This window comes from Sphaerochaeta halotolerans (assembly GCF_003429665.1).
GTDB lineage: Bacteria > Spirochaetota > Spirochaetia > Sphaerochaetales > Sphaerochaetaceae > Sphaerochaeta > Sphaerochaeta halotolerans.
Genome location: NZ_QUWK01000005.1, coordinates 200,798 through 216,322, shown reverse-complemented (window position 1 = coordinate 216,322; position 15,525 = coordinate 200,798). Strand labels below are relative to the sequence as shown.

Genomic DNA, 15,525 nt, shown 5'->3' with positions numbered 1-15,525 from the left:
AATAGTGCATTACATATTTACATATTGTGAAAACTTGTCACAATAATCTTGATTTTTCATGATGCTTCTGCCTATAGTATAAAAAGATTTTGAATTAAAATCGTAGAGAGGAGGTTTGGGCGATGGCAACACACAAGAAAGATGAGAAACCTTGGGATTTTCTTGAGGCTTATAGGGGTAAGCAGTTCAAAGGGACATGGCCTACTGTGGTGGAGATGTTCGAAATCTCAGTAGAACGATTTCCCGATAACAAGTGTTTTACCGCCTTCGTTCCAAAACCAGAGACATTCACATACAAGGAAGTACACGAATATGTCTTATCGGTTGCAGACTATCTTGCTTCCAAGGGTGTGAAGAAAGATGACAAGATTGCCGTAATCGGAAAGAACAGCCCTGAATGGGCTATTGCATATCTGGGGATTCTCTTTGCTGGTGCTATTGTGGTACCACTGGACAACACCTTGAGCAACAAGGATATGTTCACATTCATGAAGTTTGCTGAAGTAAAAATTCTCTTTGCAGATGCTGACCGCGTGAAGGTGTTTGATGCGGAGAACAAGCTCGGTTTAATTGACCGCATTAGCTTGGAGCCGGAAGGAACACTGCCCTTTGTTCTGGATATCAAGGCGGAGCCACAGAATCGTCACAAGGCAGAGAGTGAGGACACCGCCGCAATTCTTTTTACCAGTGGAACCACGGGTACTCCAAAGGGTGTTATGCTGAGCCACCGCAACATGGTTGCAGACTGTTACCTTGCACAGGGTAATATGAAGTTGTATCCCACTGATGTGTTCTATGCGATTCTACCAATCCACCACTCATACACCATGATGGCAGTCTTCTTTGAGGCCATAAGCACAGGTGCTTCCATTGTTTTTGGCAAGAAATTGGTGATTAGCCAAATGTTGAAGGAGCTGAAGGAAGGCAAGGTCACGATGTTCCTTGCTGTTCCGATGCTTTTCAACAAAATGATTGCCGCTTTGATGAATGGCGTGAGAGAGAAGGGCATTGTACTGTATGGAATCATACGGTTCCTGATGGGGATCTCCGGTGTATTGAAGAAGGTTTTCAAGGTGAATGTCGGTAAGAAGATGTTTGGTTTCCTCCTCAAGAACCTCTCCCTTGATACAAACCGTATCTGCATTAGTGGTGGCGGTCCGCTTCCTGCCTCCACCTTCAAGATGTTCAACCAGCTCGGAATTGATTTCGTGCAGGGCTATGGTCTTACTGAGACCAGTCCGATCACACACCTCAATCCCGTGGAAGCGTACATTGAGAGTTCAGTAGGAAAGAAACTACCCCAGACAGAGGTCAAGATTGTGGACCCGGATGCTGATGGCAACGGAATAATCTATATCAAGGGACCCATGGTCATGCAGGGGTATTACAACAACCCTGAAGCAACAGCTGAGGTGCTTGAGGATGGTTGGCTCAATACCGGTGATGTTGGTTACCAGGATGCAAAAGGGTATCTCTACTTGACCGGTAGGGCAAAGAACCTCATCGTAACCGAGGGAGGCAAGAATGTGTTCCCTGAGGAGATTGAGGACCACTTCCAGCTCTACAGCGAGATTGACACCATCTGTGTGCTTGGGTACCTCATTGACAAGAAGAGCAAGAGTGAAGGGATTAGGGCTCTCATTTATCCTGATGAAGGGTACCGTAACACTATGCAGAAGGAGCATGGTGATTCAGCCAAGGAGAAAATCGAAGAGCGGATGCAGCAGATTGTAAACGAGGTGAACAAGGGGTTGCAGTCCTACAAGAAGATTACTCGTGTTACCGTGGTTGATGAGCCGATCGAGATGACCAGTACCAAAAAAATAAAGCGTTTCGTAGTTGCACAAAAGTACAAGGACTAGGTATAGTACTTGCTATGAATAGCAGTGTTAGAAATTTCCTTCGGTCGCAAGCACACTCCCTGAAGCCCATTGTCATGGTGGGCAAGGATGGTGCTGACGACCGTGTAGTGTCCGCTCTGAACGAGGCTTTATCCAGTCATGAACTGGTGAAAGTTAAATTTCAGGCGCACAAGGATGAGATGCGAGCTCTCTGTGAGTTGTTGGCTCAGAAGACGGACAGTGATTTGATCAGCAATATCGGCTTCATTGCTACGTTTTACCGCGATAGCGAGGGGCATCTCATGCATATTCCCAAGGAGCTTTCCCGAAAGGGTGAGTAGATTGGGTATCGTACTCGAAGGCAAGGCTGTTTCCCTGGGAAGCAGCCTTCTTTGATATGGAAAGAAAAAGCAGGCCCGCATTCCAACGGAAGCAAAGCCTGCACTAGAGAAAATCCACCAGAAGGTGGTACCCTATTGGTATCACAGCTTTCTGGTGGAAAGCAAGTGGTCAGGCAACAGGACCTCGATAACAATTGATTGATAGAGCATCACAAACCTTATACAGCAAGGGAATTCTATTCAGTGTTGATTCTTGATTCTGTGGGTTCCATAAACGTTCAGCCAATACCATCAACCGAGGGAAGAGCAAGTATTCTGCTTGCTTTCCACTGGTGATCTTCTCGGTCCATAGATTTCCTTGACTTCCCAGTACACGCCCTCGAGCAGTTTCGTCCTGCAGTCCTGCAAGGGGATCGAACTGAGCTACCTGGGAGATACTGCTAACCCCAAGATTGCCCATCTCTTCCTCATTGTCAGTATGTTGGTAATCAAAATAACATCCATCGGTATTTGGGCACATGATTACCTCATGGCCACGCCCACTCGCCTCGATACCTCCTGCAACCCCACGCCATGACATGACGATCAAGTCCTGTGGGAGGCCGAGAGATTCGGTGCCTTCAAGGACCTCATCCCAGCCGATTGGACGCTTATCTGCCTTGCTTACCATCGCGCAAATGTTACTGGTCATCCAACTCTGCAGTTCCTTTTCGTTCTTTAAGCCTGCTTCTTGCATTCGTTTTTGGCATTTGGGGCAGGATTCCCAGGCAGTATGAGGACATTCATCACCCCCAATGTGGATATAGGGGTCACTGAAGAGCGCAGCCATCTGTGTAATGGCATCCTCCAGAAATTCCAGAACCTTGTCATTCCCTGCACAAAGTACTTCATCAAATATGCCCCAGCGATCCTGGACTTCGTAGGGGCCTCCACTGCATCCAAATTGGGGATATGCTGCAAGCAGAGAGGAGACATGACCTGGGGTCTCTATTTCGGGAACAACCACCATATAGCGAGCATGGGCATAGGCTTGGATGTCCAGGATCTCCTCCTTGGTATACAATCGACCGTAATTTCTTCCATCGGTGTACTGCAACAAGGTCCGTTTGCTTGCAACCTTCTCCAATTCCGGCCAACCCTCGAGAGGGATTCTCCACCCTTGGTCGTCACTCAGGTGCCAATGGAAACGATTGAGATGATACAGTGAGGCAATATCAATCAGTTTCTTTAGGAATGTTGGGCTGAAGTAGTGCCTGCTGCAATCAATCATAAACCCCCGCCAAGAAAAAGAAGGAGAATCCTCAATGAAACAACAGGGAATCCTGTGATCTGATGTGTAGGAGAGGTTTCTGAGTGTGGAGAGGCCGCGGAAGGCTCCCGTCTCCTCACTTGCCTTGATTACTACCTGAGTTTTCCCAATGGAGAGGCTATATCCTTCACTTGAAAAACCTTCTGCCTGCTTGACCAGGATATCTTCACCACCAAGGCGTATTTGCAGGAGGGTTGTAGCGGTATTGAGCAGATTCTTGAATACTGAGTCGACAGCGATGGTAATTCCATCGTGGAAGCGAAAGAAGCCTTCATGGTCTTCTACAGTTCGTGGCATGGGGAACAGAAGTTCACTTGCTTTAGGGGTATGTGTTTTTACCATGACTTTGTCCTACCATGGCTCGAGGCTCAAGTCAAGTACAAAGCTTGTACAAACTAACTGAATTATTGCTTGACAGCAGGAATAGGCGGTGGTACGCTTAGTTTGTACAGAGAGCGAACAAACAAAAACAGAAAGCTTACATACGTGGAGTATACAAAACCAGCATGAGAATCAACAACAACAATTTTCAGAAAAACGCAAATACTTCCTTGGTTGCTCAGTTGATCTGGAAAAGTCCAGGCATCAGCAGGGTTGATATTGCAAGAGAACTAAACCTTTATCGCTCTACCGTTACCAATATCATCAGTGCACTTATTGATGATGAGGTAGTCTATGAAGGAGAAGAAGGAAGTGGGGTGAGCAGGGGAGGAAGGAAGCCGATTCGCTTGAAGCTTAATGAACGTTTTGGCTGTGTCGTTGGTTTCGATATCCAGCCTTCGCACTATCGGGCAGTCATTCTGGACATAACCGGGGGTTTGCTCTATCAAAGCAAAGGTAAATTGCCGGAAGTTGGATTTGATGAAATACTTACTTTCTTGATGGATCTAGTTCTAAAGGAAATTAAAAGACTCTCCATTCCATTGCTTGCTGTTATTGCTGGAATTCCAGGTATTGTGAATGCTGAGGATGGCATTATCCTCTATGCAGAACCCTTTGGGCTTAAGAATTATGATTTCTACGATTTCTTTGCAAAACGCTATGATGTACTTGTGTTTGTAGAGAATGATGCAAACTGTACTGCTTGGCTGGAGATGACAATCAATAGAAACGTGAATCTTGGTGATTTCATGTGCATGATTGCAGATTACCATGAAGGTAACTACCAGTTTGGTGACCGTGCGGGTATCGGCGTTGGTATTGGACTCTCTATTGGGGGCAAAGTATACCACGGTTCGCATCATAGCAGTGGTGAGATTTGTACGCTGAGCTGGAGAGGGCACAACAAGGGGCAAACTGGTTTGCCTGAGGACCTCTTGATCAAGTCGGTCTCTGACGAAACAGCTTGGAAGACCTTCATGAAGGATCTTTTCAGCTCCCTCGTCCCCATTCTTTCTGTACTCGATCCTCGGGTCTTTTTCGTTCATGGAAAACCATTCAGTGATGAAACCAGGATCAGAGAATTTCTCAAGGAGGAGTGTCCGCAGTTCCTTGCTGTCATGGACAAGATTGGATGTAAACTGCTTTTCGATACGAAAGATGAATTTGTGGTGGCAAAAGGAGCTGCGACCATGTTCCTGCAGAAGTTGTTTGCAGTACCAGAGCTTTCAGAAATAGAGAGTCGTACTCATTTTGATTGGGAGGATGTCATCGACCAAGCCTATCCTATGAAAAAAACGTATGAAAAACCAAGAATGGAGGTTATACATGCCTAAAGCACATACGCTGGCAGATGCGAAACGGGAGCAGAGAAGGGCCTACTGGACCTTGGTGCTTCCTGGTTTTCTCGTCTACATTTCAGTTATGGCATTCCCCACGATTTTTTCAATTTTTCTTAGTTTGAGTGATTATAGCGGCGGTAAGCTTTTCGGTGGCAAACCGGTACATCTGGTAGGATTCAAGTGGTATCAGAACCTTTTCGCCGATGAATATTTCTATCTGGCATTGAAGAACAACATGTGGATTGTCCTGGTCTCTGTATTCGGCCAAATCCCCCTTGGATTCTTTCTTGCCTATGTATTATACCGTGGAATTGTGAAATTCGCGGATTTCTTCCAGACCATGATCTATCTGCCTACCGTCATATCGACTGTTGTCATTGGTATTCTCTGGAAATCCTTCTTTGCCCCCTATGGTGCATTCCCTGAACTGGTACGACTCTTCAATCCTCAGTATGAATATGGGATAAGCAACCATCCAATGCTACCGGTTCTCTTTGTGATACTCTGGATGTATACCGGTATGTACCTGATTATTTTTATTGCAAATCTTCAGAAAATTGATAGCGCAGTCATTGAAGCAGCTCGTATTGATGGTGCGACTGAAGGGCAGACGCTTCGTTACATTATTCTTCCTGCACTTTCAGGGGTATTGGTAACCACGGCAATTCTCGCAATCAGCGGATCGTTGAAGAGTTTCGATCTGATTTTCGTCATGACCGCTGGAGGGCCGGCCAACCGTACCAGTGTACTTTCCATCTACATGTTCGATAAAGCCTTCAAGGGAGCTCCGAGATATCCCTTGGCCAATGCGATCAGTACTGTGATGGTAATCATCAGTTTTGTTCTTATCGGCCTGACCAAGTGGGCTGAGAGTAAGTTTGGGGGGAGAGAATAATCATGCGAGATGTCAAAGATACCCGCTCAACCCGAGCTAAAATCAACTTGGGATTAACCTATGCCGTTATGATTTTCTTTACCGTCATGGCAATCTATCCCCTGCTTTGGCTGGCGATGAACTCCTTTAAAACCACTACCGAGTTCCAGTTGAACAAGCTAGGGATACCCAGGGATTGGGTCTTGGTCAACTACAAAGATGCCTGGGTCAGAGGAAAGTTTCCCATTTTGATTCTCAACAGCATCATCTACACCGGTATTACCACGGTGGCAACACTGATATTCTCCTTTATGGCTGGATTTGCCTTTGCAAAGATTCCCAACAAGGCAACCAAGTATATTCATGGTTCCTTTGTTATTGGGCTGTTGCTTACCCTGCAGTCCATCATGGTACCGCTCTTTTTGATCATCAACTGGGTGGGGTTATACAACTCTCGTCTTGGTGTTCTCATCCCCTATATTGGTATAGCGATGCCGATGGGCATTTATTTGGGGACTGAATATATTAAGGCCATTCCTACGGCATTGGTTGAGTCTGCACGTATCGATGGGGCAACCTACATGAAGATATTCATATCAATCATCGTTCCCATGGCGGCTCCGGTCGGTGTGACCGTTGCCATCCTCACGGTCACTGGAACTTGGAATGAGTTCATGTTGATCAACATCCTCACCAGCAGTGATGCGCTGAAGAGCCTGCCGGTTGGCGTACAGAAGTTTGCAGGAGCACTGAGCAGTGACTTTGGAAAGCAATTCGCTGCATTGATGATTGGATTGATTCCAATGTTGCTTTTCTATATGTTCTTCCGCAAGGAAATTACCAAAGGGGTAGCCGCAGGCGCGGTGAAAGGCTGACAGATGGATTTGTTTGACAGCTGTCGATAGTGATGGTACCATTAGTTTGTACAAAGTATGAACTAAAGAATAGTGGTTGCTCCACATCTAGATTATGGTGTGGTGAAACAAGAACCGAGCGGGAGGAGAGACCTGCCGCAGGAAAGTAGGAAAAGTCATTAGGAGGTAGAAATGACTGGTTTAAAGAAAATTTCCGTATTGGCGCTTGCGCTGCTGATGGTAGTAACATCAGTTTTTGCACAAGGTACCAGGGAAGATGCATCCGCATCTGGGAAAGTAGAGCTTACCGTATTGAACTACATTGACATGTCTGAACCAAACAGTGCCAATGAGATCAAGATGGTTTGGGACAAATTCGAGGAAGAGAATCCAGACATCAAATTGGTACGTGAGGATCTGTTCAACGAGCCTTTCCATCAGAAGACTGAGGCCTATGTTGCGAGTGGCCAACTTCCTGATGTTCTGTACATGTGGCCCAGTGGTCGTTCCACCAGCTTGCATACCACACACAGCGTGAAGGACTTGATGCCGTTCCTTGAGAAGGATGGTTTGGTTGACGATTACAACCCGGCAACTATTGCTCCCCAGTTCGCAGGATATCTTGCGGAGCTTCCCAACGGTATCACCACTACACACATGCTCTATGTGAATGCAAAGGTGCTTCGTGAGAATGGTTTTGATATTCCCAAGAGCTATGACGAGATGAAGGCAATGGTAAAGCCGTTGAAGGCAAAAGGTATCGATCTGATCGCCATGGACAACATGGATGCTTGGGTGATGCAGAGCTGTCTCTTCTCCATGGTAGTCGGACGCTATGGTGGTGTTGATTGGTATGATCAGCTCTCTTCGGGTAAAATCGATTTCACTGACGACTGGTTCGTAAAGTCTCTTGCATTGATTGACGATATGTACCGCTCTGGAATGATCAACAGAAACAGCTTGAGCAGCCCCTATGGCTCCTCACGTGGTAGTTTCGCAAGCGGAAAAGCTGCCTTCTACATTGATGGCGATTGGTCCACTGCATCCTTCCAGACTGATATCACCACTGGCAAGGCGCTTATCAGCCCAGAGTCCCAGCAGAAAGATTTTGAGCTCATGGTCATTCCCAACCTTCCTGGTGAAGTTATCAAGAACTCCAACAGTGGTGTTGTAGGAACTGGCTGGGGCATGAGTGCAAACATTCCTGCTGGCTCTGCCAAGGAAGCTGCCGCCTGGAGATTGATCAAATACTTGCAGGGTGAGTATGTCCAGACCTACCGCCTGACCACTGGTGCTTCCTTCCCCTCCAACCTTAAGGTTGATGTTGAAAAGGTTGTAGAAGAGAGGAATCTTGAACCGTTCATTGCCAAGAGAGCTGCGTACTATGCTGCATACACGCCGATTACCCCGGTTATCGATGGTGTCTTGCATAGTGATGTCTACAATGTTATCAATACTGGTTTGCAGGAAATCGGTCTTGGAGACAAGAGTCCTACACAGGTTGCATCTGAAGTCCAGAAGGCTTGGGACAGCTGGAAGAAAAACCAGTAAGTTTCTTAAGCATACAATGTAATGGGGGAGCCGTGAGGCTCCCCTGTTGTTACATCATCCCTGCTGTATTTTCTATGTGGCTCGAGTATGAATATGGTAGAGATCAACGGTGAAGTAAATCATACCCCTGCTTTTCAGCAGGGGTGAAAAGGGTTTTAGTGACTGCTGCTCCAGAGGTCATAGATTTTCAGTTTTTTCTTGAATTCTTCCAGAGTGACTTCACCCCGTGTCTTGAACGTTACAATCTTCTGTGCAGTAGGACGGATTGCGAACAGGTTGTCGCTGAATACACCGCTGATGCCCTCAGCCTCCAGGGCTACCTCGAAAGCAGGATAGGTGCAGCGTACCGTGACAGAAAAACCTCCAGCTGTTTTGGTTACTTCCTTCTTAATCTCAGGATTCCTCAGGTTGCTTCGTTTTGGCTTTTCTAGCATCAGTTGGTTTTCGATGTAAAGCTCATCGCTTTTGAGCTTGAGATAGATGAAGGTATTCTCCCTGTCTATATTCCGTTTTTTGTGGAGGTTGATGGTACACATATGCGTGCTGCTTTTTGCCTTGCAATCCATACGGTATTCCATCTTGCTCAGTTTCTTCCCTTCATAGGTACAGAACTTAACCGAGAGTTTTGCATCCTTGATCTCTTTCGGCCCATCATTTACCACGTAGACCTCTACTATGCCATCTTCCTTCATGAAGGCGATGGGGAGGGCAGGACTGTAGAATCGTTTTGCTGCATAGTGGAGCAGTTTCCAATTTCCCCAATAATCTATTGAGGACCAAGAGGCAACAGGCCAATTGTCATTCAGTTGCCAGTACAGCGCTCCCATGCAGTGGGGCATGGTGGTTCTCCAATACTCGATCGCCATCTTCATCGCTTTTGCCTGCTGTACCTGTGAGAGGTAGAGCATTTGGGCGAAGGAAGAAGGGAAGCGGTAGTACCTGGTGAAGTTTTCCATAATGATGGAGTTGCCCCGCGGGTTTTTCTGGTGGTGTTCCATTACCTTGCTGGTAAGATTACACATCTCTTCTGTGGCATAACTCTTTATGGTATCCAGGAGCGGGAAGCTCTGGAAGCCGAATTCACTTACAAAGCGTGGGTTGATGGAGTAGTACTCCTCAAAGCTTTTTCCTTCATGCCAAACTGACCAGAAGTGCATATCTCCCTTGCTGTCATCATGCCAATTGTCCGAGTAGTCATTTTCTCCTGCACTCGGACTGCTCGGCCACCACTGCCTCTGGGGATCGAGTTCTTTGATAACCCTTCCTACCACTCCCTCATTGAGGCGGTCGTAATCGATGACGTAGCGAACATGGTTCTTGCGGGACTCCTCGTACCAGGAGATGGCACCGAGGTCCTCATTGTTTCCACACCAGAGGGCAAGGCTTGGATGATCCTTCAGTCTTGGCACCTGATAGCGGAGCTCTGCTTCTACACTGGCAAGAAATTCCGGGTTAGAAGGGTACATCGAACAGCTGAACATGCAGTCCTGCCAAACAAGAAGTCCCTTCTCATCACAAAGGTTATAGAACACATCCTTTTCATACAGCCCTCCGCCCCAGACGCGGATCATGTTCATGTTTGCATCAACACAGGACTGCAACAAATACTCATAGCGGTCGGCTGTCAAACGGCTCGGAAGAGCATCGAGAGGAATCCAGTTGGTACCTTTAGCAAAGATATCGCGTCCGTTGACGTTGAATACCATTGGCTTGCCACCATCTCGTTCTGTTTCAGTCCTTACCTGCAAGGTTCTGAACCCAATTCGTTTTTCTACCTTTTGAGTCCCAATCTTCAATTGCAGGGGGTAAAGCGTTGCCTTCCCTTCACCATTAGGCCACCATTGTTTCACCTGCTTACATTGAAGGCGGAACTCTATCCTGTTGAGACCTTGCTTCATCTTGGCTTTCCCTGTTTGTTCCACACCAGCAAGCGTGGCACTGCATGGGAGGCTTTGCTCCTGTTTTGCGTTGTAGATGACTCTCACTACTGCGTCCCATTGGTCTGTTCCCCGTTTATTGGTTTCACAGTTCACCTGTTCGATGATTCCTTCATCAATGAAGGAGAGTTCAATCGGTTCGTAGACACCCATGGCAAGAATGCAAGGACCCCAGTCCCAACCACTGTGGCACTGACTCTTGCGTACCAGGTTTCGGTGCTTGGCACTGACCGGATACTCAGAGTAGGGAATTGGGTAGGGGAGTGTTTCTGCCACCTCCGTGGCTTTCTTCTCCGCACTGGTGAAGGTCAGATTAAGGGTGTTCTCTCCTGCCTTGAGTTTTCCTCCCAGATCAAAACGCCAACGACGGAACTGGTTGTCAGTGCTGCCGACTTCTTCCCCATTGAGATGAAGAGTGATGATGGTGTCTGCCATCTTGAGGGTAAGAATGGGACTTCCCTCAGCAAGTACTGACTTCTCTATGAAAAATGTCTTGCTCAGTACCCAGTCGTGTTGTCCAACCCACTGTATGTCCAGTTCCTGCTGGCCAACATAGGGGTCTGCTATTACATCAGCGTCCAGAAGGGCTGAGTGAATGTCGCCAGGGAGCGTACAAGGAATATATTCATGCTCTGTAAAATACGAGCAATGTGGGGCAATTGCTTTGCTATCCAAGGGGCTCAAACGCCAGATTCCATTCAAATTGAGTGTTTGCATGTTGGGTAAACCTCCAGAGCTGAGTATAGCACAGTCGTATTGTGAGTGGGGCGGAATTGTTGCCTTCTTCTCTTGTGGCTTGCAAATAAGGATCCTATACTGCAAGAAGAAATTCTAAGTTTGCCCAAGTGGAACGATTTCTTGAGGGAGTATGAATGCTGGATATGAAGGCTAATGCAAAGTTGCAATGGAGTTTAAAGGCTTTTGCACTGGCAGCTCTTCTGACCCTGCTCTTATTGCTTACTACCTATGGGCTCTACTCTAGTTGGAAGTCACAGTACATTGAAGAGCGAAAGCAACGTGCCCAGGCAGAACTTCTAAACCTACGTAAGAATTTGTTTCTGCTGCTTGGAAACCAGGAGATGTTCACTACCCTCTATGGTCTGCGACTTGAGGAGAGCTTGCGCGAGGGGACTGTGCCAAATCTGGAAGATTTTAGTTCGTATCTCACTGTATTGGAAGCAGAGAAACAGTCCTTTAGCTTTGCCACCCTCGCAATGGATGGTCTTATCATAGATCAATATCCAGAGGGAGGTGGGCGTCACGTTGGATTCGACCTGAAAACCCTTCCCCTGTATCGCCAGCATGTTGAACACCCCATGAGACAAGGCTCAGTTACCATAGACGGTCCCCTGTATCTGGATGATGGGAAACCCTATCTCGTATTTCGCTACCCACTCATGGTAGAGAACAAGCAAGCTTGGGGACTATTGAGCTTATATTTTGACATGGAGTCATTCCTCCTTGGTGCAGGTCTTGAAGACCTCTCTGAGCAATACCAATATCATTTCTCATTCTCCCACCTTGGAGGGGATGAGAATTACACATGGGGTGTTGAGAGCTTACAGGAGAACAATCCGGTTTCCATGATGTTCTCCTACTCGCTGTTGACTTGGAATATGGAAATTGCCCCTGTAGATTCATGGTACAGCGGTGAAACACTCCTTTTCCTGTATACGATTCTGGGTACCTTGGTTTCCCTGGGTGCAGGAGTATTGAGCTATCTCAGGCAAATCCGTCTGCAGACATTCATGCATCGTTCCCATACAGACAGCCTTACCGGTCTTCTGAACAAACGGGAGCTCCTCGTTCAATTGCAGAATGAATTGAAGGGGGGGAAACCCTTTGCACTTGCACTACTTGATATCGATAATTTCAAACAGCTCAATGATACCCATGGCCACCTCATTGGCGACAAGGCACTGCTTACCCTGGTTTCCAAGTTGAAAGAGCACCTGAGACGTGACGACCTGATAGGCCGTTTTGGAGGGGATGAGTTCATCATCATACTTAGGGGGTGCACCCAATATGAAACCTGTGTCCGCATGCATGAATCCATTTCCCATATTTCTGTTCCCTTGAACGATTGTAGTCTTGCCTTTGCCCTGAGTATGGGAGTCGCTTTCTCCCCTGATGATGGCATTACCAGCGAGGGATTGTTGGAAGCGGCAGACAAGCGACTTTACCAGGCAAAGAGTGAGGGGAAGGGAAGAATTCGTTGCATTGACTGAAAAGAAAAAAACCGGATCACCACATGGCAATCCGGGGTAACCTTGTATTGTTGGATAGGTTACCTAGTCTGTTCCAATGCGAGGGTAACCGTGGTGAGGTCGCAGACCTCTGCCGGGCCGAAGTACTGTACTGCACCTGGGTAGGTGTAACAGGTCTCGCGGGCCCACTTATCACGATGCTCAGCAAAGTACTGGAAAGGCTTACCGTCAAGTTCCACCAAGGCTTTCTTGATAACAGGCTTGTCCTCTCCATGACGTACTTCCATGTTCATCATCATGGTGATGGGGATACCACCGGCCTTCCATTCTTCGGCAGGTGCTGCAAGGTTGGTAACTGATGAGAGATACCCAGAGAGACCACTGCCGATCAACAGGAAAGCATTGTATCCAAGGCTGTAGCAGTAGTCTGCATCAAAGTTGGTCGGGAATGCGCAACGGCCTTCATATCCAAAGAAGTGGGTCATGGAACTGAATTTGCCTGTATAGGTGCCTTCCTTCTTCATGCCTGAAAGCTTCTCTTCCACCATTTGTGCAAGCAATTTGTCAGTCTCTATCCTGGAGACCTGTACGTTCCCATGCGGGTCTCGGTCCATCAAGAGCTGTTTCTGAATTTCTTCCGGAAGAATAGTGAATACCTTGGCTGTTTCCTTGCTGAGTCGCTCTGCAACAAAGGCAATGCGTTCACTGCCGTCAGCAATCTTGTTGAATGCTTTCTCTTCCTTTGCAAGGAGATTGTTGATCTGGCTGATCAGGACCTTGATCTCAGGAATGAATTCAATCAATCCCTCAGGAATAAGAGCCACACCAAAGTTGTTTCCATCTTCTGCACGCTCTGCAACAATCTTCGCAATGTAATCCACAATGCTCACAAGGCTCTGCTCCTTGGCCTCAACTTCCTCGCTAATCAAGCAGACGTTGGGCTGGGTCTCCAGCGCACACTCCAGGGCAATATGACTTGCAGAACGGCCCATAAGCTTTATAAAATGCCAGTACTTCTTTGCACTGTTGGCATCTCGCTCAATGTTGCCGATCAATTCGCTGTAGGTTTTGGTAGCGGTATCGAATCCAAAGGAAATTTCAATGGATTCGTTCTTCAGATCCCCGTCGATGGTCTTGGGACAGCCAATTACCTGGATGCCGTGGCCCTTTGCAAGGAAGTACTCAGCCAAGACTGCTGCATTGGTGTTTGAGTCATCTCCACCGATGATGACCAATGCATCAATCTCATGGTTTTTGCATACCTGTGCGCAGACTTCAAACTGCTCTTCAGTCTCAAGTTTGGTTCTCCCGCTTCCAATAATGTCAAACCCACCGGTGTTGCGGAATGCAGCAAGATATTCTTCATCGATAATACGGTAGGAGTCTTCCAGAATACCGGAAGGCCCACCCTTGAACCCATACAATGTGTTCTCCCTATTGGCTGCCTTCAGTGCATCGAAAATGCCACTGATGACATTATGTCCACCAGGAGCCTGCCCACCGCTGAGGATTACTCCCACGTTCCGCTTCTTGCTGATATCCGTATTCACTCCGGACAAGAACGAAACTCTGGGAAGTCCGTATGTGTTGGGAAAGAGTGCCTTGATCCGATCTGCATCAGACTGTGCACTGGTAGCTTCTCCCTTCTGGGGGGCTACCTTGGTGATGCTCTCCCTCAAAATTGCGGGTAGCTTGGGTTGATAGGCATAACGTACTCTCTGCAAAGGGGAAATATCCATGCTGAACTCCTCTCTCATTTGGTCTCTGGATTTCTTAACCATAGAACAAAAGGGCTCTCAGTTTCAAGCATTGGCGCTTGCTTGGGTCCATTTGCCCTGCTATGCAGAGGTGATGAGGCATAAAATGCATCAGGAATATCCCATCAATGAACGTTGGCTGTTTCATCAGAGCTTCAGTAACACGACAATCGCATAAAAATAGAAATGTCTGGTAGTACGCACAAAAAAAACTTGGGAAATAAGCGGCTTACGCATTGAGCTGATTTGCCTTGTGTTTGTTGCTGTAAACCAGGGGAAAGGAATCCCACGTTCTATTCTGACTACGAATTCCTTTTGAGCTCTTTGAAGATACGGGTATCCTGTGAGCGGCTAGCAGACATGGGTGGTACTTTTTTCAAACAGCAACCGTTTTACTGTGGTGGGTTTGGAGAAAAGCGGTATGGGGCATTGCCGTAAATTCTATTTTTTAAGGTTGACGATTAAAATTTCATGTCCTACAATAAAAACAGGAAGGTCGGTATGTTATGAAGAAGAAACAAAGCAAAACAAAGATTATTGTTACCGCTTTTGAATTGTTTGTAACTGAGGGTTATCGCGTTGGTATTAACCGTATCATCGATAAAGCCGGTGTTTCCCGTGGTGCGCTCTATCATTACTTCAATAGTAAAGAGGATTTGTTTGAGGAGGTGGTGAAAACCTATTTCTTCAAGCAATTCCAAGAGTTGCCGGATATTGTATCGGGTCCTGGAAATTTTCAATCAAAAATCCAGAAAATCATGTACCTTCCACTTTCACCACTGTATGAAGTGGATCAGTGCGGTAATTATCAGCATACTGGTGCTGAGGGATATCTGACTATTGTTTCTGCCATACATCAGAATAAGCGTCTGCTGCAACTTCAGGATGATTATAACAAGTTGTGGGTTGAATCCCTAAAAACAGTGGTGCAGCAAGGCATAAAAGAAGGACAATTAACTCCCCGCCAAACTATAGCGGGCTTGGTAGATGCAATTCGTCTTATTGTAGATGGTGCACTGCTTAATGCCTATAACACCTCGTTGGAAGAGGCAAAGCATAAGCTGCAGCGTTCTGTATCCTATCTTCTTTCCATTAATTTCAAACCTGAAGTCGCTGTTATGAAGCAATAAATT

At 46.8% G+C, this 15,525-nt stretch carries 11 protein-coding genes; 8 read left to right on the top strand and 3 right to left on the bottom strand.

Features of this window, described 5'->3' with window-relative positions; translation table 11 throughout:
* The first annotated feature begins 122 nt into the window (after nt 1-122).
* Entirely contained in the window at nt 123-1,862 is a 1,740-nt protein-coding gene (locus DYP60_RS06395; protein WP_117330061.1) for an AMP-dependent synthetase/ligase, read from the top strand.
* 14 nt (nt 1,863-1,876) lie between these two features.
* Nucleotides 1,877-2,182: a YhbY family RNA-binding protein gene (locus tag DYP60_RS06390; protein ID WP_117330060.1), complete on the top strand. Its 306-nt coding sequence runs from the start codon at nt 1,877-1,879 to the stop codon at nt 2,180-2,182.
* A gap of 169 nt (nt 2,183-2,351) precedes the next feature.
* Here the strand turns inward: DYP60_RS06390 and DYP60_RS06385 are convergent, their stop codons facing one another.
* The gene (locus DYP60_RS06385) at nt 2,352-3,833 is read right to left on the bottom strand and encodes a beta-N-acetylhexosaminidase (RefSeq protein ID WP_117330059.1); all 1,482 of its coding nucleotides are present in this window, start codon (nt 3,831-3,833) and stop codon (nt 2,352-2,354) included.
* Nucleotides 3,834-3,997: 164 nt separating this feature from the next.
* On the opposite strand from DYP60_RS06385, the gene DYP60_RS06380 reads away from it, so the two are divergent.
* The 4 genes from DYP60_RS06380 to DYP60_RS06365 all read left to right on the top strand — a co-directional run bounded on the left by DYP60_RS06380 (nt 3,998) and on the right by DYP60_RS06365 (nt 8,491).
* Nucleotides 3,998-5,206, top strand: a complete 1,209-nt coding sequence (locus tag DYP60_RS06380) for an ROK family transcriptional regulator (protein WP_117330058.1) — start codon at nt 3,998-4,000, stop codon at nt 5,204-5,206.
* Nucleotides 5,199-6,107, top strand: a complete 909-nt coding sequence (locus tag DYP60_RS06375) for a carbohydrate ABC transporter permease (protein ID WP_117330057.1) — start codon at nt 5,199-5,201, stop codon at nt 6,105-6,107. The genes DYP60_RS06380 and DYP60_RS06375 overlap by 8 nt, the downstream gene beginning before the upstream one ends.
* 2 nt (nt 6,108-6,109) lie before the next feature.
* On the top strand, nt 6,110-6,961 hold the full coding sequence (locus tag DYP60_RS06370) for a carbohydrate ABC transporter permease (RefSeq protein ID WP_117330056.1): 852 nt from the start codon (nt 6,110-6,112) through the stop codon (nt 6,959-6,961).
* 171 nt (nt 6,962-7,132) lie between these two features.
* Complete coding sequence (locus tag DYP60_RS06365; protein WP_117330055.1) at nt 7,133-8,491, top strand: ABC transporter substrate-binding protein; 1,359 nt, start codon at nt 7,133-7,135, stop codon at nt 8,489-8,491.
* Nucleotides 8,492-8,646: 155 nt separating this feature from the next.
* Here the strand turns inward: DYP60_RS06365 and DYP60_RS06360 are convergent, their stop codons facing one another.
* On the bottom strand, nt 8,647-11,145 hold the full coding sequence (locus tag DYP60_RS06360; RefSeq protein ID WP_117330054.1) for a beta-mannosidase: 2,499 nt from the start codon (nt 11,143-11,145) through the stop codon (nt 8,647-8,649).
* A gap of 155 nt (nt 11,146-11,300) precedes the next feature.
* Here DYP60_RS06360 and DYP60_RS06355 point away from each other — a divergent pair, with 155 nt between their 5' ends.
* The gene (locus DYP60_RS06355) at nt 11,301-12,656 is read left to right on the top strand and encodes a sensor domain-containing diguanylate cyclase (RefSeq protein ID WP_117330053.1); all 1,356 of its coding nucleotides are present in this window, start codon (nt 11,301-11,303) and stop codon (nt 12,654-12,656) included.
* A 59-nt stretch (nt 12,657-12,715) separates the two neighbouring features.
* Here the strand turns inward: DYP60_RS06355 and DYP60_RS06350 are convergent, their stop codons facing one another.
* Nucleotides 12,716-14,374 (bottom strand): diphosphate--fructose-6-phosphate 1-phosphotransferase, encoded by a 1,659-nt coding sequence (locus tag DYP60_RS06350; protein ID WP_117330052.1) that lies wholly within the window; start codon nt 14,372-14,374, stop codon nt 12,716-12,718.
* Nucleotides 14,375-14,898: 524 nt separating this feature from the next.
* Here DYP60_RS06350 and DYP60_RS06340 point away from each other — a divergent pair.
* Entirely contained in the window at nt 14,899-15,522 is a 624-nt protein-coding gene (locus DYP60_RS06340) for a TetR/AcrR family transcriptional regulator (protein WP_117330050.1), read from the top strand.
* Nucleotides 15,523-15,525: the final 3 nt, after the last annotated feature.